Origin of the sequence: Chlorobaculum tepidum TLS (assembly GCF_000006985.1) — a bacterium.
Lineage (GTDB): Bacteria > Bacteroidota > Chlorobiia > Chlorobiales > Chlorobiaceae > Chlorobaculum > Chlorobaculum tepidum.
Map to the genome: position 1 here is coordinate 424,307 of NC_002932.3, position 19,869 is coordinate 444,175.

Here is a 19,869-nt window from a genome sequence, read left to right on the forward strand (position 1 = left end):
CATGAGTAACGTTGCGGAACTTCGTGCCCCGGCCCATCCCTGGCCTTCGCTCGTGCCGAAAAGCGGCATGATCCTCTTTATGCTGATCCTGCTTGTGCTGCTCTTCATGCTCGACATTGCGCTCGGCTCGGTGTCGATTCCCCTGAAAAGCGTCGTGGCGATTCTGTTCGGAAGCGATCAGGAGCCTGTAGCCTGGCAGAAGATCGTGACGACGATCCGCCTGCCCAAGGCGATCACCGCGGTGATTGCCGGTGCTGCGCTCTCGGCGAGCGGCTTGCAGATGCAGACGCTCTTTCGCAATCCGCTGGCAGGCCCCTCGGTGCTTGGAATATCCGCCGGTGCGAGTCTCGGCGTCGCCATGGTGATGCTTGTGTCCGGATCGGCAGCCAATGCCTTCGCCATACGGCAACTGGGGCTGGGAGGGAGCTGGTTGATCGTGATTGCTTCATCGCTGGGAGCGGCAGCGGTGCTGCTGGTTGTGCTTGCCATCGCGGTCAAGATCAAGGATAACGTCGTGCTGCTGATTGTCGGCATCATGGTCGGCAATATTACGGTCTCTTTGATAAGCATCTGGCAGTATTTCAGTGAACCCGAGCAGATACAGGACTACCTTATCTGGACATTCGGCAGTCTCGGCGGTGTTCTGGGCAATCAGCTCTGGGTGCTCGGCATCGTTGTCGGGGCGGGGCTTCTCGTTTCATTCGCCGCATCGAAGCCGCTCAACGTGATGCTGCTTGGCGAAAATTACGCGAAAAGCCTCGGCATGAGCACCTTCTCTATCCGGATTACGGTGATTGCCGCCACCAGCCTGCTGGCCGGAAGCGTGACCGGCTTTTGCGGTCCCATCGGCTTCATCGGCATCGCCGTGCCCCACCTGACCCGTTCGATTCTCAACACCTCCGATCACCGTTTTCTCATGCCGAGTTCATGCCTGGTCGGGGCGATTCTGATGCTGGTCTGCGACATCATCGCGCAGATGCCGGGCAACCAGACAACCTTGCCGATCAATGTCGTGACGGCGCTTATCGGTTCGCCGGTGGTGATCTGGGTGATCATTCGGCAGAGAAACCTCAAATCGTCATTTGCATGAGCGATAGCATGATACAGACTCGCAACCTTGCCATCGGCTACCAGTTGCGACAGCGGGAGTTCATCGCTTGGCGCAAACCGTCGCATCCGGCCTCGACAGTGGTGGCGGGCAGTATCAATCTCGATATCGCGTCGGGTGAGCTGGTCTGCTTGTTGGGGCCGAACGGATCGGGCAAATCGACCCTGATGCGAACGCTGGCCGGGGTGCAGCAGCCCCTTTCGGGATCGGTGCTGCTCAAGGGGCGTGACATGGCGGGGCTGCATCCCAAAGAGATAGCGAAGCTGTTGAGCCTTGTGCTGACCGACCGGGTCATGACAGGCAATATGTCGGTCTATGCGCTGGTGGCGCTTGGCCGTTACCCTTACACCGGCTGGATGGGCACGCTGAGTGACGCGGACGAGGAGCTGGTGCGACGGGCCATTGAAACCACCGGAACGCGGGCGTTCGCACACCGGCATATCGGTGAATTGAGCGATGGCGAACGCCAGAAGGTGATGATCGCGCGGGCCATCGCGCAGGATACCCCCGTGATTCTGCTCGACGAGCCGACGGCGCATCTCGACCTGCCGAACCGGCTTGAAATCATCAGTCTTTTGAAACGCCTGGCCCGTGAAGAGGGCAAAGCGGTCGTGCTCTCGACGCACGAACTCGATCTGGCCTTGCAGGCCTCAGACAGGATATGGCTGATGAAACGCTCGGGCGACCGCGTCTGTTCGATCGTGTCGGCCATCCCTGAATCCCTCGTGCTCGAAGGCCATCTTGAAAAGGCCTTTAGTCGCAACGGGTTCGAGTTCGATCAGTATTCCGGCTCATTTCGGTTCAGGCACGAAGGATCGAGCCAAGTTGGCCTTCTCGGCGATGGCGTCACGGCGTACTGGACCCGCCGAGCCCTCGAACGGGCCGGGTGTCGGGTCGTTCAGGGAGCATCGAACATCCGGCATGTTGAAATATCCGGCGACGAAAGCCGCAATATGCAGTGGCGGTTTTTTCCCGGAGAGAACGGAGAGCCGGTTGTTACCGGGAGCCTCGACGAGTTGTTGCGAGCCGTTGTCCGTTCGTCAAAAGAGAAGGAGGTTTCATGAATCACATCAAAAGCTCCCTGCGCTGGGCTCTCTCTCTGATTATCGCGCTGCTCTTGTTTTCCATCCAGGCGTGCAAGCCATCGGAACATGCCAAAACCGCCTCCGGGACGGAGGCGAACGAGGCTGTTCCGCTGCGGTATGCGAAGCTTTTTACGATGAAGCGGGAGAACGGATGCACGCGGATCGATGTGTTTGCCGGCGAAAAAAACAGCTCGGTTCCCGTGGCGCGCTATCTGCTGGTGCCTCGCGGCAAGGCCGTTCCGGAGCACGACGCCGACATGCTTGTTGTGAAAACGCCGGTCAGGAGGCTGACCTGCGACAACGGTCTTGAAGTGTCGTTTCTCGATCTGCTTGGCGCTTCCAAAGCGCTTGTCGGTGTATCGGGAAAGGTGCTCATCAGCCACGACCGCGTCCATCGCGCCATCGACGACGGCACTCTTGCCGTGACCGGCTACGGGCGCTCGACGAACATGGAGACGTTGCTTGCCTTGAAGCCGGACGTCACGTTCATCATCACATCGTTTGGTGTTGACCTGCCATTCCGCCTCCGTTCGTACGGCATCACTCCCGGCCTTTTTTCGGCGTATCACGAAGAGCATCCGCTGGGGGTTGTCGAGTGGATCAGGTTCATGGGGGCGTTTCTTGGCAAAGAGAGCTTGGCCGAAGCCATCTTCCGTGAAAAAGAGGCGGCCTATCTGGCGATGCAGCAAAGGGTTCGGAAAGTCCAAAAGCGTCCGACGGTCATCGCTGGTTACATGAGGAAGGGAACCTGGTCAACCATGACCGCGCCTCGCAGCTTCGTGACCATGCTCGATCATGCAGGAGCCGACTATCTCTTCAAGGAGCTGGAGCCGGAACGGGGTTATCTGTTGAGCGGAGAGGTCGCCATGCAGGCGGGCCAGCAGGCCGCGTTCTGGCTGAACACCCACTCGCAAGCCTCGACGCTCCAGGAGGTGCTGACCGAGGACGGGCGATACGGCGAATTCAGAAGCGTGCGCGAAGGGCGGGTTTACAATAACAACGGAAGCTGCTTCAGGAATGGCAAGACCAGGTACTGGGACATCGGCATGACCGAGCCTGACCAGATTCTGGCAGACCTTGTCGCCATCTTCCATCCAGAGCTGATGCCGGGCCATACACTTCGCTACTACAGGAGGCTTGAATGACCGGGTGCGGGGGCAAGACGGATTCTTGAATTGACATGACAATAAACGTAATGAAGTTAGGAGTTTTTGGCAATGCGGAAGTCCATCGCAACGGCAAGATGATTTCGGTGCGTTTTCTCGCGCCGCACCGGGTTGTTTCGACCTGCCGGGTGCATGGCGGCCTGCGCGATGACCTCGACGGTGTGTTCAACCACCAGTCGTGCGAACCGGCAGGGCACATGCGCAAAGATATGAAAACCATTGTTGCTGAACCGGAGCGCTACCATCAGAGGTTGTGCCAACGGTATGGGGTTTCGGAGCTGAGCGCATCGCTCGGTACGGCGGCCAACATGAACCACGCGGCCATCGCCACACGCTCGTTCCGCGATCTTTCGGTAACGGCAATCTGCACCGGGGGCGTGGAGGGCAACGCGGGACGTGCGGGCGACCCCGCCTCGGTCTGGGAGGGCGAGACGGGGTTCGAGCCGCTGGACAAAAAGGGCGAAGAGCTGCCGGGCACGATCAACATGATGCTGCTCATCAACCGCGAACTGAGCCACGGTGCGATGGTGCGCAGCATCGTGACCGCGACCGAGGCCAAGAGCGCCGTATTGCAGGAGCTTGCGGTCTCGTCGCGCTACTCCGAGGGGCTGGCCACCGGCACCGGCACCGACCAGATCGCGGTGGCCTGCGCGCTGGGTGGATCGCGTCCGCTCACTAGCGCGGGCAAGCACTCCAAGCTCGGCGAACTGATCGCACAAGCGGTGATCAATGCGCTGCGTGACACGCTTTCCCGCCAGAACTCCCTGACTCCGCAGAGCCAGCGCTCGGTCTATGAGCATATCCGGCGGTTTGGTGTAAGCAAAGAGGAGGTGATGGAGATGGTTGCCGAGCGTTTGTCGCCGGATGAGAGCGAGGTGTTCAGGAAGAATTTCGGAGGCCTCGACCGCGACTCCATGACGGTGGCCGCGGCGTGCGCGCTGGTGCATCTGTACGACAAGCACGCCTGGGGTCTCTTGCCCGACTCCTGCATGGGCGAGATTTTCGTCATGCAGGGTGCGCTCTTCGCTGCGGCGGTTTCGCACCGGCAAGAGCGGATCGCAACGTACGCCGAACAGCTCGAAGCGGTCGGTTGGGGCGCTGGCCGGGAGGCACTGCTTTCACTTATCACAACCGCATGGGCGCTGGGGTACGCCGACAAATGGAACGACTGAATATCGCGCTTGTCCATCTGGCCGTCCGGCACGGCGAGCCGGAGCACAACCGCCGGGAGCTGATCCGCCTCAACCGCCAGGCGGCTGAAGCTGGCGCAAGGATTATCGTGAACACCGAGCTGGCCGTCAGCGGCTACAGCTTCCGATCGCCGAAAGAGGTCGCCGCCGTTGCCGAACCGGTTGACGGCCCATCGGTTCAGGCGATGGCAGAAATTGCCGAAGCCGCGGGTTGCTACATCGTGCTCGGTTATCCCGAAATCGATCCGTGCACCGGCATCTGCTACAACTCCGCCGCCGTGCTCGGCCAGGACGGAAAGCTGGTTCTCAATTATCGCAAGGTGACTGCTGAGGCGCGGTGGGCCTGTCCCGGCTCCCACATGCAGGAGAGCCTTTTCGAGACGCCGTGGGGCAGAGCCGCCGTGCTCATCTGCTCCGACAGTTATTACGGTCTCATTCCGAGGGCAGCTGCCCTGCGTGGAGCCGATCTTTTGCTGGTGCCAGCCAACTGGCCTGGTGGCTCACTCGATCCGAGGGAGCTCTGGCGGGCGCGAGCTTGCGAAAACGGCTGTGCGCTGGTAGCCTGCAACCGCACCGGCAAGGATCGCACGATGGAGTGTTACGACGCAGTCTCTTGCGCCTATGGCGCCGATGGCTCGGTCATTGCCGAGCGCAGCTCACCTGACTCGGAGGTGTTTCATGTTGAGCTTCCCCTTTCGCGTGGAAAGCTGCGTTCGTCGAGCCGTGAACGTTTCGCATCGAGGACGCCGGAACGGTACCGCTCGATCTATCTCGACATGCGTTATGCAAACGATATGACGAGCTGGCACAGCTTGCCCGAACCCGCTCCGGTGCAGGTGCACTGTCTGCACGAACTATACTTCGAGCCGGGCGACGTGTCGGTTCTCGACAGCCTGCTGCACGACCGCGAAAAGGCCGCGGGGCTGGTGGTGGTGCTGCCGATGCTTCGGGTTGCCAACCGTGAGGAGGCCGTCGGCTTCCTGCTGGATGTTGCACGGGCGCATGGCGCGGCGTTCTGCGCCGGGCTTGTGGATACGGACGGGGTGGCGGAGCTGATCTGCTGCCGCCCCGACGGCAGCGTGCATCGTCGGTGTCCGGAGCGTGACGACTTCGTGCTGATCGATCTCGATCATCTGCGCCTGACGCTGTTGTCCAAAGAGGAGTGCCGCCACCCGGAAGCGGTGACGGCACTCGCCAAAGAGGGGTGCGACCTGGCGGTGGTGCCCGAGACCGGATTCGACGAGGGCGACCGGGCCGTGCTCGGTTCCCGCTCTATCGAACAGCTTGCCATCGCGGCGTGCGGGCGCGACGTGTCGTTTATCTGCCTGCCGCCGGTCGATCACTACCGCTGGGAGGAGGCCGTTGGCGAGGGGGTCGATGGAGCCTCCATGCTGATCGAGGTGGAAAAGCTGCGCCGCAAGCGCTTTTACGACCGGATCGACGTTGAGCTTTTGCTTGCGCGAAACGGGCGCTCGCCAGATGCCTGCCGGGCCGATGAAACCGGAAAGCGCGAGGAGGAAACGCCGTGAACTGGCTGCTCAACATCAGTACCCACGGTTCTGATCTGGAGATTGCCGGGCCGGAGTGGAGCGAAGCGGTCTCGCTGCTCCGGCGCACCGGCATGGACGGCTTCGAGCTGTACCCGGCTGGCGCGTACGACTGCACGGCGATTCCGAAAGAGATTGTCGGCGGAGTGCACCTGCGCTTTTTCGTCATGCTCCGCCAGATATGGCAGAACGACCGGGAGGGGTTGCTCCGCATGTTCGGCAGCGAACAGACCGTGCGCCACTACTACAGCGGCGTGAATCGCGAAGCCGTGATCTCGTGCTACCGTTCACAGCTCGAACTGGCGGCCCGTTTCAATGTTCCCTATGTCGTCTTCCATCCCGTTCACTACGAGCTGGAGTATGTTTTCAACTGGCAGCCACCCTGGGGCTGGCGGGAGACTGTCGATCTCTCGACGGAGATTATCAACGAGGTGGTGCGCGACACTCCGTACGATGGCTGGATTCTGTTCGAGAACCTCTGGTGGCCGGGCAACTTCCGGCTCGACAGCACGGATGAGATCGACCGCCTGCTCTCGAAAGTCCGGTGGCCGAAGTGCGGCATCGTGCTCGATACCGCCCATATTCTGAACAAGAATCAGGAGTTGCGAACTGAAGAAGAGGCGATTGCTTTTCTCTTGCGGCAAGTCGAGCGGCTCGGCGACTACCGCCAGCTCATCAAGGCGGTGCATCTCAGCAAGAGTCTGTCGGGCGAAGCGGCCAAGGCCGGATTTGCCAACGCCGATCCCTTTTGCGGCGCTCACGATTTCTGGCAGCGCTTCTCCATCGCTCTCCGCCATGTACGCGATCTGGATCGTCACGAGCCTTTTTCGCACTCCATGCTTGGCGAGCTGTTCGATCTCATCGAGCCGGACAACGTCGTGTTCGAACTTGCCTTCAGCTCCCTTGACGAGTGGATTGGCAAGATCGAACAACAGCAGCGGGCGTTACAACGCTTTTTTCCTGAATGCCGAATCAAGGAGAATTTGTATTGAACAATCACCGGATTTCATCGCTCATGCTCGTCGTCACCACAGCATGTAATCTCGATTGCGCCTATTGCTACGAAGGCGGCGGCAACGGTCAGGGAGAGATGATGGATCTCGATACGGCTCTGCGTGCGCTCGATCTGGTGGCCGCATCGAACCAGCCCTTCCATGTGCAGCTGACCGGCGGCGAGCCGCTGCTTGCCGGAGAGCTTGTTTTCAGAATTCTGGAGTATATCAGAAACAACAATCTGCCCGCTACTACCGCCATCCAGACCAACGGCGTGCTGCTCGACCATCAGACCGCCCGCCGTTTGCACTCGTTTGGCACCGCTGTCGGGGTCAGCGTCGATGGACTGCCCGCCATTCAGGAGCAGCTTCGTGGCCAGGGCGCTGCAACCTGGAAAGCCCTCGCCATGCTCGACAGCGAGCGGGTGCCGTTTTCAGTCACGACGGTTTTGTCGTCGCGCAATACCCGCGACTTATCAACGCTCGGCATGGCGCTGCATTCGATGCCGGCGGCCTCGGCTATCGGCCTGGATCTGCTGGTGCAAAAAGGCTCTGCGGCGGCGAAAATTGGCGTGCAGCCACCGGATGCCGTCACGATCCGCAGCGGCGTCACCCGCCTGCTCGCCACGCTCGATGTGCTGAATGCGCAGCGGAGCCGTCCTCTCATTTTGCGCGAACGGCAGACGGTGCTCAAGGCGCTCGGTCGCGATGAAGCTCGTCCCTACTGCCAGGCCTGCACCGGTTCGAGCCTCGCCGTCACGCCGCGCGGTGAACTCTATCCCTGCACCCAAACGCTCGGTGATGCCCGCTTCCACCTCGGTACGCTCGATCATCCCCGTCTCTCCGGCACGGCGCTGCCCGACGGGCGGTTGCCGAAGCGCGAGGAGTGTGCCGGATGCGGGCTTCAGGGGCGTTGCCCTGGCGACTGTCCGTCGCGTTTGCACTACAACGGCGCTGACGGGGCCGGTCTGGTCTGCGCTCTCTATCGAACCATCTGCGACTATTGTCTGTACAAAGGAGAGATACCATCATGAAACCAATCTCGCTCTGCTATTTCTGTGTCAACCCCTCCGAAATCTCCACGCTCAGCGCCGGACTCAGGCGCTACAACGACGGAGGCGGTCAGGCGGAACTCAAGGCCCGCATCGCCGCGCAGCTCTCCACGCCGGAGCAGATCGCCGTGTTCGCCCGCGCCGCAGCCTCGGCGGATGCGGTCATTATCCGACTCATGGGCGGCAAGGCCTCCTTTCCCGCATTCGACGCTTTTCTCGAAGCGTTAGCCGAACGGCGCGAAGCGGGCCAGGCTACGCCGCTCATTCTGATTTCCGCCGGAGGGGGTGACGACGAAGCTGCCGAACTGGCCCAGCAGCACAGCGCCCTGTATGGCACCGAAGCGGGCGACAGGCTCCGGCGCTACATCCAGAACGGCGGCGTTATCAACGTGGCCAACATGCTCCGTTATCTGCACCATCTGATCCACGGCGGCGAAAACGACGCCGACGAGCCGGTCGAGATGCCTCACGAGGGCATCTATCATCCCGACTGGCCAGCGTTCGACGACTTCGAGGGGTACCTGGCAAAGCATGTCGATCCGTCCAAACCTACGGTCGGCCTCTGGTTCTACCAGAACTACTTCGTCGATGGCGATCTGGCCGCGTATGATTATCTCATCCGCCAGGTCGAAGAGCGAGGGGCCAACATCATCGCTGTTTTCCACCACCGTTACCGCGACGCGATGCGGGGAAACAAGGGGGCCGATTACGTGGCCGAACGCTACTTCCGCCGCCCGGATGGCACAAGCCGCATCGATGTGCTCGTCAATCCGATGCTCTTCGCCCTGTCGATGGCTTCGCCAGAGTACCGGAGTATTCTTCCGGGCCTCGACGTGCCGTTCCTGCAAGCCTTCAACACCTTCCAGAGCCGCGAGCAGTGGCGGGAGAGCATTCAGGGACTCGGCACGATGGAGGTCTCCTACAACGCCGCGCAGCCCGAATTCGACGGTGCGCTCATGACCGTGCCCTTTTCGACGCGCGAGAACATGGGCATCGATCCGCTCACCGGAGGCGAAGTGCTCAGGATCATGCCGGTCGAAGAGCGCGTCTCGAAGCTGGCCGACATGGCGCTCCGCTGGGCGGCGCTGCGGCGCAAACCGAACGCCGACAAGCGCATCGCCATCATCTTCCACCACTACCCGCCGCGTAACGACCGCATCGGGTGTGCTGTCGGTCTCGACAGCTTCGAGAGCATCAGGCTGCTGCTCGAACGGATGGCGGCGGAGGGCTACGTGGTCGAGCGACAGTACGAAAACGGCGACGAGCTGGCAAAAGAGCTTGTTACCCGAATGACCTGCGACCGACGCTGGCTCACCCCGGAGCAGATGGCCGAAAAAGCGGAAGCCAAGGCAGGCTCGAAGTTGTTCCAGCCCTGGCACGAAGCGTTGCCCGCAGCGGTGAAGCAAAAGATGGTGAAAAATTGGGGCGAGATGCCGGGAGAGCTGTTCGTGCACGACGAGGAACTGCTCTTTCCGGGTACGATCAACGGCAACGTCTTTATCACCATCCAGCCGTCGCGGGGAAGCATTGAGCGTCAGGATCAGATGCTGCACGATCCCGACATTCCGCCGCCGCACCACTATCTGGCCCACTACCGCTGGATCAGAGATGTCTTCAAGGCAGACGCTGTCATGCACGTCGGTAAGCACGGCTCGCTCGAATGGCTGCCGGGCAAGGCACTCGGACTGTCGGAGGAGTGCTATCCCGATCTGTCGATCATGGATCTGCCGAACATCTACCCCTACATCATCAACGATCCGAGCGAGGGGACGCAGGCCAAGCGGCGCTCGAATTGCTGCATCATCGACCACATGACGCCGGTCTTCACCAACGCCGACCTGTACGAAGAGATGGCGGTGCTCGAAGGCCACCTGCGGAGCTACGCCGAGGCGCGCAACAGCGATCCCGGCAAGCTCGACGTGCTGCGCCCGATGATCTGGGATGCGGTGCTCGCAGCCGATCTCGACAAGGACACCGGGTACACCCGCGAAAAGGCGTTTGCCGATTTTGACAAATTTCTCGAAGTGCTGCACTCCGCGCTCGACGAGATTGCCGATACCATGATTTCCGACGGCTTGCACACGATGGGCGTCGCGCCCGATGGCGACCGGCTGGTCGAGCTGCTCGTTCAGCTCACCCGTCTCGAACAGGGCAGCGTACCGTCACTGCGCGAGTCGATTGTTACGGCGATGGGCTTTAATTATGACGAACTGCTTGGTCGCAAGGGGGAGCCGGTTTTTGGCCCGACCTCCGAGACCGGCGGGGAGATGATCCGTCGTGCTCATGAACACGCGCTCGCGATGGTGAAGCTGCTCTCGGCGAACGGCTACTCAACACAAGCTCCCGAGTTCGTTCAGGCTGAACTGCCCGCACTCGTGACGCCCGATGTGATGGCCGCTCTCCGCTACATCTGCGACGACCTCGTGCCGCGTCTCTTGAAAGTGACCGACGAAATCGACGCCTCCCTGAAAGGCTTTGCCGGGCGCTTTGTCGATCCCGGCCCGTCCGGCGCTCCCACCCGCGGGCAGGCCGACATCCTGCCGACCGGGCGCAACTTCTTCTCCATCGATCCCCAGCGTATTCCCACGCCTGCCGCCTGGAAGGTCGGGTGCAGCCTCGGCGACGCCCTCGTCCAGCGCTACCTCGCAGAGAAGGGGGAGTATCCCCGCAACATCGGCATCATCCTGTTCGGCGGCGCGACCATGCGCTCCGGCGGCGACGATCTTGCCGAAATCTTCTACCTCATGGGCGTACGACCGGTCTGGAAGAAGGGTAGCGGGTATGTCCAGGGGGTCGAGATCATTCCGCTGAACGAACTTGGCAGGCCGAGGCTCGATGTGACGCCCCGCATCTCCGGCTTTTTCCGTGACGCTTTTCCGCTGCTGGTCGAGCGTATCGATGATGCGGTCAGAATGGTCGCCGCGCTCGACGAGCCGCTCGAAAGCAACCTCTTGCGCCGCAACGTGCTTGCTGACGTCGAGGAGTACCGGAAGCAGGGCATGAACGACGAGGAGGCGCTGCGCGAAGCGTCGTTCCGCGTCTTCGGTTGCCCTCCTGGCACCTATGGGGCGGGCGTTTCGGAGCTGATCGAATCGAAAAACTGGCAGACGCAGGGCGATTTGGCGGCCAACTACATCCGCTACTCCTCCCACGCCTACGGGCGCGGATCGTACGGCCAGCAGAAACCCGACACCTTCAAGCGGGTGCTCTCCCGCATGGACGCCACGGTCAAGAACGAGGACAGCCGCGAGTACGACATGTTTTCTTGCACCGACTACTACAACTACTACGGCGGCCTCATCACGGCGGCCAAGAGTCAGCGCGGCGGCGAGTTGCCCGAAGCCTTCATGGGCGACAGTTCCGATCCGAACCGGGTGCAGGTGCGCACCACATTCGAGGAGGCAAAGCACATTTTCCGCTCCCGCCTGCTCAATCCCAAATGGCTCGACGGCCTCAAACGGCATGGTTACAAAGGCGCGGGCGACATCTCCAAGGTGCTCGACATCATCCTCGGCTGGGACGCCACCGCCGAGGTGGTCGATGACTGGATGTACGAGCGCGTGGCCGGGAAGTATGTCTTCGACGAGGAGATGAAAAAGTGGATGGAGGAGGTCAATCCCTACGCCCGCCAGAACATTCTCGACAAGCTGCTCGAAGCGATCAGCCGGGGCATGTGGAACGCCACGGACGAGATGAAGCAGCGTTTGCAGGAGGAGTACCTCGAAACCGAAGGGCAGCTGGAGGAGATCAACGAATGAAGTTTTCCGTTACCTGCATCATGACAGCGATGCTTATGTCGGTCGCCCCTGCGGATGTGGTGCGTGCTTCCGGGCGCGGCGATGAGTTCGGCGCGGAGTTCGACGGGCTGGAGAGCCGGAGCTGGTACAGGGAAACAACCACCAGCAACAGCGACTCCGATCGAGACTTCTTTTCGCGACTCCGGGTGAAGTCGGCGGGCCAGACCCTGAAAAGGCAGGTGTCGCAAATCGAGCTGAACGCGGGCAGCAGCAGTAACCTGCCCACCTTCCGGCAACGCTACAACGAGACCTCCACGACCCGCTCCAACCCCGACTTGCAGAGGGAGCGGGCCGTGAAGACCGGCCTTGCCCTGTCGTTTGCGCCGTCGGAGAAGCTGACCTTCACCTGGAAGCCCGCCGCATGGCTCGAACTGACCCCATCGTACCTCTACCAGCACGCCCGCAATGAAGAGACCGGCCTCTGGCTGCCGCCATTCCATTCCATACCCTGTCGGGACAGATCGTGCTCAAACCTGTCAGCCGTCTCTCCATTCGCGCCGACCTGAAATACACAGGCGAGGTCTATGCCCGCCCGGACAACGTCGAGCGCCAGCCAGGCTACGGGCTGGTGGATCTGCGCGTGGAATATCGGGCGGGCGCGATGCAACTCTCTCTCGATGTCGATAACCTGCTCGACCGCGAGTATCTCTATGTCGATGGCTATGACGCGCCGCCCCGTGAGTGGAAGATTGGCATGAACTACACTTTCTGTCTGAACTGAAATCATGAAAAGAAAATATTTCCCGTTTTCGGCCATTCTCGGCCAGGAGGATCTCAAAAAAGCGTTGCTGCTCAATGCCGTCAATCCCCGCATTGGCGGTGTGCTGGTGCGCGGCGAGAAGGGCACGGCCAAATCGACCGCCGTCCGGGCGCTCGGCGCACTGCTTGCCGCAGCGAGGAACGGCAGCGGTGGTGAAGGCGAGGTGGTCGTGACGCTGCCGCTCAACGCCACCGAGGAGATGGTGGCCGGAGGCATCGATTTCCAGCAGACCATGAAGGAGGGGCGGCGCGTATTCCAGCCGGGCCTGCTCGCCAAAGCCCACAAGGGGATTCTGTATGTCGATGAAGTGAACCTGCTTGATGACCATCTGGTCGATATCGTCCTCGATGCGGCTTCCTCCGGCGAGAACCGCGTCGAGCGCGAAGGGATCACCCTCAGCCATCCCTCCCTTTTCGTGCTGGCCGGTACGATGAATCCCGAGGAGGGCGAGCTGCGCCCGCAGTTGCTCGACCGTTTCGGACTCTGCGTGGAGGTGCGCGGCGAGGCCGATCCAGCGCTTCGCGTCGATCTGATGTTGCGCAGGGAGGCGTTCGACCGTGAGCCTGAAGAGTTTTCGGAGAGGTATCGTGCCGAGGAGGAGCGGCTTGGGCGAACTATTGCCGATGCGCAGTCGCTTCTGCCGTCAGTCAGGATTCCGTCGCATTTGCGCGGCTTCATTTCGGAGCTGTGCCGGAACAGCAATGTCGCCGGGCACCGGGCAGACCTGGTGATCGAGCAGGCGGCGCGGGCCAACGCCGCTCTGCGCGGGTCGCGCGAGGTGTCGGTGGAGGATGTCACGAAGGTCGCGGGCTTTGCGCTCGTGCATCGCCGCCGCGATCCGGTTCCGCCGCCCGAACAGAAGCCGCAGGAGCCGGAGCGCCAGGAGGAGCAGTCGCGTGACGAGCAGTCCCGGCAGGAGAAGCCGGAAGAGCGTGGCGATGAGCCGCAGCAGCCACAGGAGGGCGACGACAGGCGGGACGGCAACGACGATTCCGGCAATGAAGAGAGGTCGCAGCCAGAAAACAGGGATGCCGCCGAACAGCAGGAGCGGCCCGATAACGAAGGTCAGGACGAGCTGTTCAGCATCGGCCAGTCCTTTCGTGTTCGCAGCATCGCCACTCCGAAAGATCGCAAGATGCGGCGCGGCTCCGGAAAGCGTTCGCGGTCGCGGGTTTCGCAGAAGCAGGGGCGCTATACCAAGAGCACCATGCCGCGCGGCAACAACGACATAGCGCTCGACGCCACGCTCAGGGCCGCCGCGCCGTTCCAGCGCCATCGTGAAAACCCCAACGGCATGGCGGTGGTGTTGCAGAACGAGGATATCCGCGAAAAGATCAGGGAGAAGCGCCTCGGCAACCTGCTGATTTTCGTGGTCGATGCGAGCGGTTCGATGGGCGCGCGGGGCCGCATGGCCGCCTCGAAAGGGGCGGTCATGTCGCTCTTGCTCGACGCTTACCAGAAGCGCGACAAGCTGGCGATGGTCTCGTTCCGCAAGAATGAGGCGTTCGTCAATCTGCCGGTCACCTCCTCCATCGAGCTTGCCGCCCGGATGCTCAAGGAGATGCCGGTGGGCGGGCGCACCCCCTTTTCCGCCGGTCTGCTCAAGGGGTACGAAATCGCTCAAAACTATCTCCGCAAAGAGCCGGGCGGACGACCGCTTATCATCCTTGTCACCGACGGCAAAGCGAATCGGGCCATCGGGCAGGGCAAGCCGCTCGACGAAGTGTTCACCATCTCCGAAAAGATTTCCCGCGAGGAGCGAATCCGCTTTCTCGTCGTCGATACCGAAGAGCCTGGTCTGGTCACTTTTGGTCTCGCCAAAAAAATCGCCGGTCTGCTCGATGCCTGGTACTACCGCATCGACGACTTGCGTGCAGACACCCTTGTTTCCATCGTAAAAACCATGATGCCATGAAAAAGAACTACACCTATCCCTTTACGGCCATTGTCGGTCAGGAAGAGATGAAGCTCGCGCTGATTCTCAACATCATCAATCCGGCCATCTCCGGCGTGCTCATCCGCGGCGAGAAGGGGACGGCCAAATCGACCGCCGTCCGGGCGCTGGCCGATATTCTGCCGGAGATCGAGGTGATTGCCGGAATTCCCTTCAATCTCGCGCCCGACGAGGATGACGAAACGATCCGCGAGTGCTTTACGGTGACGGGTCACGCTATGCCCGATCCGGACAACCTCGAGGTTACCATGCACAAGGTGCAGGTGGTCGAGCTGCCGGTGGGCGCGACCGAGGATCGTGTGGTCGGCACACTCGATCTCGAACATGCGCTCAAGACGGGCGAAAAGCGCATCGAGCCGGGCCTTCTCGCCGCCGCGCACCGGGGCATTCTGTATGTCGATGAGGTGAACCTGCTTGATGACCACGTGGTTGATGTGCTGCTCGACTCGGCGGCGATGGGGGTGAACACTATCGAGCGCGAAGGGGTCTCCTTTTCCCACCCGGCCCGTTTCACGCTGGTTGGCACCATGAACCCGGAAGAGGGTGAGCTGCGTCCGCAGTTGCTCGACCGCTTCGGACTCTGCGTTCACGTCGGCGGCATCGCTGATCCGCAGGATCGCGTGACGGTCATGGAGCGCCGTTTCGCTTTCGAACAGGATCAGGAGCGCTTCTGCAGCGAGTGGCAGGGTGAATCGTCGAAGCTTGCTGAACGCATCGTCGCGGCACGCGAGCTTTATCCCTCCGTCACGATCAGCCGCGAGCACCTGCTTGGCATTGCCAAAAGCTGCCTCAAAGTGGGCGTTGACGGCCATCGCGGCGACATCATCATCATGAAGACCGCCAAGACCATCGCCGCCTGGGAGGGCCGTCATTGCGTCGGCAGCGACGACATCGACCGCGCCGTCGCCCTCGCGCTGCCCCACCGCATCCGCCGCCAGCCGTTGCAGGACATGGTGATGGATGTCGGCTCGTTGCTGGGGTCAAAGTGCACGACCAACTAATCGTCAAATCCGTACCAACGTGATCACTATCGCTTATTATAACAACATCCACAGTTCGGCCATCTGGCATCAGCTGGCGGCTGTGGTTCGTGACGAGGGCATCGAGCTGCTCTCTTTCGGCTTCGGCGGAGAGCAGGCTTTTGTCGAGCGCCTCGATAACGGCTCCATCGACCTGCTGCTGGTCAACGTGCCGCCGGAAGCGCCCGGTTTGCCGGGGCTGCTTCCGAAGATGATGCAGGTCCCCGGAAGGGTCGCTCTGCATCCGGGATTGCCGGAGAGCTTCTCCACGGTTGACGACGCGGAGCTCCGGACACTCCGCGACTATTTTGGCGTGCTCTCACAAGAGAACTACCTGAACGGCCTGCGCCGCCTTGCCGGTCTCGACCACGAGCCTTGCCGCGTGGTCAGCACGACCGGTATCTATCATCCCGGAAGCGACCGCTTCTTCGAGAGCGCCGAAGAGTACGCTTCATGGTTACGGGGAACGGAGCGGTGGAGTGAAAATGCTCCGGTTGCCGGGATTATCATGCACTACAACCTTCTGGCCGAGACCAACCACGCTGATGTTGATGCACTCGTCGAGGCGCTTTCTGAAGCGGGTATCGTGCCGTTTTGCGTCTTTTTCGACAGCGAGGCGGCCATGTTGCAGGAGAATCGCTACCCCTGGCATCGCCTTTTCACCTCCGGTGAGTTGCGCCCCGATGTGGTGCTGAACTTCCTGCTTGGGCGGCTGCTCGCGACGCCCGAAGAGCGCCATGTTCTGCAGTCCCTCGACGTTCCGGTCATCCAGCTTCTCCGCAACTTCATGCTCTCGCCTGAAGAGTGGCTCGCCGATCCGGTCGGCATCAGCGCCATGTCCCTGACCCACTCACTGGTGCAGCCGGAGATGTTTGGCGCCATCGATCCGGTCATGGTGTCAGGAATGATTCGCAAGCCCGGCGACCCGTTTACGCTTCGAACCGCCGTTCCAATCGATGACCGGATTGCAATGATCGCCAGGCGCGTCAGGCGGTGGGCGCGCCTTCGCCATGCGTCTAACGCTGAAAAAAGGATCGCCATTATGCTCCACAACAATCCCTGCAAGGGGGTCGAGAGCACCATTGGCATGGCCGCCGGTCTCGATACCTTCGAGAGCCTGCTCTCGCTGCTCCGGCGGATGCAGCAAGAGGGGTACGACACGGGCGAGCTGCCGGAGTCGGGCAAGGCGCTGCTCGACCTTATACAAGACCGCAAAGCGCTGCTCGAATTCCGCTGGACGACCGCCGACGAGATCATGCGCAAGGGCGGCGTCTTGCACGCAATGCACGAAGAGGAGTACCGCGAGTGGTTCGACGGGCTCGACGCCGGCGTGCGCGAGCGTGTGGATGCCGACTGGGGCGTCTTTCCGGGCGAGGGGATGGCGCTCGAAGTCAATGGCAAACCGGCGCTGCTCATCACCGGCTTGCGTTTCGGCAAGGTGCTCGTGATGCCGCAACCGAAGCGCGGCTGCTACGGCGCTCGCTGCGACGGCGAGGTGTGCCGCATTCTGCACGACCCCAACATCACGCCGCCGCACCACTGGCTGGCCACTTACAGTTGGGTGCAGAAGGAGTGCGATGCCGTCATCCATTTTGGCACGAGCGGCGCGCTGGAATATCTGCCCGGCAAGCGGGCCGTGCTCTCCGGCAACTGCTTCAGCGACATCTCGCTCGGCGATCTGCCGAACATCTATCCCTACATCATGGATGTGCCCGGCGAGGGGATGACCGCCAAGCGCCGGGGCCGGGCCGTCATCATCGACCACCTCACGCCGGTCTATCGCCCTGCGGCCCTGACGCCGGAATTGCAGCGATTCGACGAGCTGCTGAATGAATTCCGCCGCACGGTGGATGGCAATGAAAAGGCGCGCATGGAGGCGTTGCAGGAGGAGCTGCTCGAGCTGGCTGTCAACTTGCGATTCCTGCCGGAAAATGCTACCACGGCTCACTTGCTCGACGAGGTCGAGCGCCTCTCGCGCAGGATCGGTCTGGTGAAGCAGTCGATGGTGCCCGACGGGATGCACCGGTTCGGCGAGCCTCCGCCGGTTGAGGGTGTCGCCTCCATGCTGACGGCTGCTCTGCCGCGACTCGGCGACGAGTATCCCTCCCTGGCCGAGGTTGCCGGGCTGCATCCAGGGCTCGGCGGCGACGACTTCATGAAAGCCTCCGAACTGTTCGCGGCACTGCTCGATCCTTCTCAGGGCGAACAGGCCATCCGCGACGCTGCCGAGGCCTTGCCGGATGCGCTCAAGGCGTGGTGTCTGAAAACCGCCGAGGGGATCGGGCGGGCAGGCGACGAACTGACCAACGTCATCCGGGCGCTCTCCGGGCGCTACATCGAAGCCGGTCTCGGCGACGCCCCCTCTTCTGGCAAGGCCGACGTGCTGCCCACCGGCAGGAACTTCTACGCTGCCGACATCATGACCATGCCAACCGAAACCGCATGGACAATCGGTTCGGGCATGGCCGACATGGTGCTGCAAAAATTCCATCGAGAGGAGGGGCGCTTTCCCGAAAGCATCGGCATGAGCCTCTGGAGCTCGGATGCCTTCAAATCGGACGGCGAACTGCTTTCGCAAATCTTTGCCCTCATGGGGGTCAGGCCGGTGCGGCAATCGAATGGCAGGGTGAACGGTATCGAGGTGATCCCGCTCGACGAGCTGACGGTGAGTATCGACGGCGTCTCGATGCCGAGGCCGAGGATCGACGTGACCATCGAAACCAGCAGCATCGTCCGCGACATGGTGCCGCACTTCCTTGCGCTGATCGACAAGGCGGTCGCCGCCGTCAGCGCCCTTGAAGAGGAGTCGCCGGAAATGAACTTCGTGCGCAAGCACACGCTCGAACAGCTTGCCGCTTTGCAGGAGTCCCACGCCGAACAGATGGACGCTTCGCTCATGCAGCGCCTGTCACTCTACCGCGTCTTTTCATCGCCACCCGGCGCCTATGCCAACGGCGTGGCGCTCGCGCTCGACGCCTCGGCCTGGAACGACCGGCGCGATCTGGCCGAAACCTATATCAACCACTCAGGCTACGCTTATGGCGGCGAGCAGCTCGACCACGGCGTAAAGGCGTACGGCGTGTTCAGCAGGCAATTGGCCAAAGTCGAAGTCTCCTTCATCAAGCAGACCTCCGAAGAGTACGACGCGCTCGACTGCGGCTGCTACGCGGCCAGCGCCGGGGGAATGGCTGCCGCCGCGCAAGTGCTCTCCGGCAAACCGGCGAAGACCTGGTGGGCCGACGCCACCCGCCCCGGCAATCCCGACATTCGCGACTTTCGGGAAGAGGCCGAACGCGCTGTCCGGGCCAAGCTCTGCAACGAGTCGTGGATCGCTTCGATGAAAGAGCACGGTTTTCAGGGTGCGCAGGGGTTCGCATCGCGGATCAACAACCTCTTCAAATGGAGTGCCACGACGGGCGAAGTCGAGACCTGGGTGTTCGAGCGTGTCGTCGAGACCTTCGTGCAGAACGACGAGAACCGCGAGTGGATTCGCCAGCAGAACCCTTATGCGCTCGAAGAGATCACCCGCCGCCTGCTCGAAGCCGAAGCACGCGGCCTCTGGGAAGCTCGGCCCGATCTGCTCGAAGCGGTGCGGCAGGCGGCGCTCTCCATCGAGGGCGACCTCGAAGAGCGCATCGGCGATGTTGACGAATCGTTCCAGGGAGGCCGCATCGACATTTTCACCGGTAAAGACGTAGAACGCTGGAAACAGGAGTGGCGTCTTGGCGTCGATTCTTCGGAAAAGAAGCAGTAAGAAAAAGTAGCAACTGACAATAAATAATTCAGTTACGGTTTCCGGTGCCCGGTGGGGCGCCGGAATGAAAAGGGAACCCGGTGAAAATCCGGGACAGTGCCCGCTGCTGTGATCCTCCCGTCGGCCACAATCGGGTCGGCGGACGATCGCTTCCGATGAGGCCACTGGTTCGCGCCCGCGAACCGGGAAGGCCGGAAGCGAGGGGAGAGTCAGAAGACCTGCCGTAATGCAGTAAATGCTCCGGGAAGAGAGCGAATACGAACATGACAACAAACAGCGCGATTGCCGCGTGTGGCCGGGCGGAGGCGACAAGATTCCGTCCGGCAGAAGCGAACGTTCCCTTTTCCTTACGGAAAAGGATCGTCAGGAGACGCGGAAAACGATCAGCAGGTTGCCACATCCGTGATGGGCCGTGTGTGGATGACTTGCACAACACACAAAGAAA

The 19,869-nt window shown here is 61.6% G+C and carries 13 protein-coding genes and 1 riboswitch; all 13 genes read left to right on the top strand.

The window, feature by feature from the left end:
• Position 1: 1 nt before the first annotated feature.
• Genes AYT24_RS01985 through AYT24_RS02045 form a run of 13 tightly spaced genes read left to right on the top strand, consistent with a single transcriptional unit; the run spans position 2 to position 19,424 of the window.
• Positions 2–1,090, top strand: a complete 1,089-nt coding sequence (locus tag AYT24_RS01985; protein WP_010932102.1) for a FecCD family ABC transporter permease — start codon at positions 2–4, stop codon at positions 1,088–1,090.
• Positions 1,087–2,172, top strand: coding sequence for an ABC transporter ATP-binding protein (locus tag AYT24_RS01990; RefSeq protein ID WP_010932103.1), 1,086 nt, complete (start codon positions 1,087–1,089; stop codon positions 2,170–2,172). The genes AYT24_RS01985 and AYT24_RS01990 overlap by 4 nt, the downstream gene beginning before the upstream one ends.
• Positions 2,169–3,338, top strand: a complete 1,170-nt coding sequence (locus AYT24_RS01995; RefSeq protein WP_164926855.1) for an ABC transporter substrate-binding protein — start codon at positions 2,169–2,171, stop codon at positions 3,336–3,338. Before AYT24_RS01990 ends, AYT24_RS01995 begins: the two co-directional genes overlap by 4 nt.
• Before the next feature lie 50 nt (positions 3,339–3,388).
• On the top strand, positions 3,389–4,531 hold the full coding sequence (locus AYT24_RS02000) for an adenosylcobinamide amidohydrolase (protein WP_010932105.1): 1,143 nt from the start codon (positions 3,389–3,391) through the stop codon (positions 4,529–4,531).
• Complete coding sequence (locus tag AYT24_RS02005; protein WP_010932106.1) at positions 4,519–6,078, top strand: nitrilase-related carbon-nitrogen hydrolase; 1,560 nt, start codon at positions 4,519–4,521, stop codon at positions 6,076–6,078. The genes AYT24_RS02000 and AYT24_RS02005 overlap by 13 nt, the downstream gene beginning before the upstream one ends.
• On the top strand, positions 6,075–7,088 hold the full coding sequence (locus tag AYT24_RS02010) for a TIM barrel protein (RefSeq protein WP_010932107.1): 1,014 nt from the start codon (positions 6,075–6,077) through the stop codon (positions 7,086–7,088). The genes AYT24_RS02005 and AYT24_RS02010 overlap by 4 nt, the downstream gene beginning before the upstream one ends.
• Entirely contained in the window at positions 7,085–8,122 is a 1,038-nt protein-coding gene (locus AYT24_RS02015) for a radical SAM/SPASM domain-containing protein (protein WP_226986837.1), read from the top strand. Before AYT24_RS02010 ends, AYT24_RS02015 begins: the two co-directional genes overlap by 4 nt.
• Positions 8,119–11,898, top strand: a complete 3,780-nt coding sequence (gene cobN / locus AYT24_RS02020; RefSeq protein ID WP_010932109.1) for a cobaltochelatase subunit CobN — start codon at positions 8,119–8,121, stop codon at positions 11,896–11,898. Before AYT24_RS02015 ends, cobN begins: the two co-directional genes overlap by 4 nt.
• Positions 11,895–12,443 carry a hypothetical protein gene (locus AYT24_RS02025; RefSeq protein WP_010932110.1) on the top strand — a complete coding sequence of 183 codons (549 nt, stop codon included), beginning with the start codon at positions 11,895–11,897 and terminating at the stop codon, positions 12,441–12,443. Before cobN ends, AYT24_RS02025 begins: the two co-directional genes overlap by 4 nt.
• Positions 12,401–12,658, top strand: a complete 258-nt coding sequence (locus AYT24_RS02030) for a TonB-dependent receptor (protein ID WP_164926857.1) — start codon at positions 12,401–12,403, stop codon at positions 12,656–12,658. The genes AYT24_RS02025 and AYT24_RS02030 overlap by 43 nt, the downstream gene beginning before the upstream one ends.
• Before the next feature lie 4 nt (positions 12,659–12,662).
• Positions 12,663–14,612, top strand: a complete 1,950-nt coding sequence (locus AYT24_RS02035; protein WP_010932111.1) for a magnesium chelatase subunit D family protein — start codon at positions 12,663–12,665, stop codon at positions 14,610–14,612.
• Entirely contained in the window at positions 14,609–15,652 is a 1,044-nt protein-coding gene (locus AYT24_RS02040; RefSeq protein WP_010932112.1) for an ATP-binding protein, read from the top strand. Before AYT24_RS02035 ends, AYT24_RS02040 begins: the two co-directional genes overlap by 4 nt.
• 19 nt (positions 15,653–15,671) lie before the next feature.
• Positions 15,672–19,424, top strand: coding sequence for a cobaltochelatase subunit CobN (locus tag AYT24_RS02045; RefSeq protein WP_164926858.1), 3,753 nt, complete (start codon positions 15,672–15,674; stop codon positions 19,422–19,424).
• A gap of 18 nt (positions 19,425–19,442) precedes the next feature.
• Positions 19,443–19,665: riboswitch (cobalamin riboswitch) on the top strand.
• Positions 19,666–19,869: the final 204 nt, after the last annotated feature.